This window comes from Dactylosporangium sp. NPDC049140 (assembly GCF_040648435.1).
Genome location: NZ_JBEZDS010000163.1, coordinates 1 through 1,195, shown reverse-complemented (window position 1 = coordinate 1,195; position 1,195 = coordinate 1). Strand labels below are relative to the sequence as shown.

Here is a 1,195-nt window from a genome sequence, read left to right as displayed (position 1 = left end):
CAACCGGTCAAACCCCGCCAAGGCCATCGAGTGTCGGGCGCGCCCCAGACGCCGACGAATACCAGCCGGACCGACCCGACGAACCCACGGCTTCGTGTCGTACGAGATCAGCGAGTCCATGGAGCTTGAAGGGCATCCTTGGTAAAGGGGCTTGACGGGGAAGGGCGTGACTTGGACGCGCAGGACGGGTCTGTTGCGTTGAGCGTTGCCCTGGTCAGGCAGGCTTGATCGGTGAAGGTCTCGAACCGTCGGCGTCCGGTCCTGCCACCACGGTCGGCGTTCGCCGGGTTCCGGTTCCCGCCCGACGTCATCATGGTCGCCGTCCGGCTGTACCTGCGGTACAACCTCTCCTACCGCGACGTCGAGGAGTTACTGCTTGAGCGGGGTGTCGAGGCCGACCACGTCACCGTCTTCCGCTGGGGGCAACGCTTCACCCCGCTGCTGGCCGACGCGGCCAGGTGGTGCCGGCACGCACCCGGCGACAGGTGGTGCACCGACGAAACCTACGTCAAGGTCAACGGTGTCTGGCGGTACATATACCGGGCTGTTGACCAGGACGGGCAGGTCATCGACGTGCTCGTCTGCGCCCGCCGCGACGCCGCTGCGGCACGCCGGTTCTTCCGCCGGGCGATGGCCACACTGAAGGTGCGACCCACCGAGGTGATCACCGACGCGGCGCCGGTGTACCCGGCCGTGCTCGATGCGCTGGTTCCCTCGGCGTGGCACCACGTCGAACGGCACGCCAACAACCGGATCGAGGCCGACCACAGCCAGCTCAAGCACCGGCTCAGACCCATGCGCGGCCTACGCACCGACCGGACCGCACAGACGATCATCGCCGGACACGCCTTCATGCAGAACCTCCGCCGCGGACACTACGAACTCGGACTCGACGCCCCACGCGGACTCCGCATCGCCGCCGCGTTCACCGAACTCGCCACCGCCATCTGAAGACCGGGCCGGCACACGCTCGAACGCGCCCTCCGATCGGCAAATGCAACAGCGCCCTCAGTGTCGGCATGAGGGGGTCCGCGGAGCTGTGGGTGTCGGTGTGGCGGTGCCGGGACTGCACCGTCCGCCGGCAGTTCGACGGTCGGCAATGGACCGTTGTCGACGGCACCTACCAGATCGGCATCGATGTGGTGGGTGCCGCGAACGAGACGTGGCCGGCCCCGGACGGCATCCGAGTGCGCCC

Annotated in this window: 1 protein-coding gene; it reads left to right on the top strand. The window is 68.0% G+C overall.

Annotated features, from left to right (window positions below):
- The first annotated feature begins 261 nt into the window (after positions 1-261).
- Complete coding sequence (locus AB0B76_RS58995; RefSeq protein WP_360395217.1) at positions 262-951, top strand: IS6 family transposase; 690 nt, start codon at positions 262-264, stop codon at positions 949-951.
- Positions 952-1,195 lie beyond the last annotated feature (244 nt).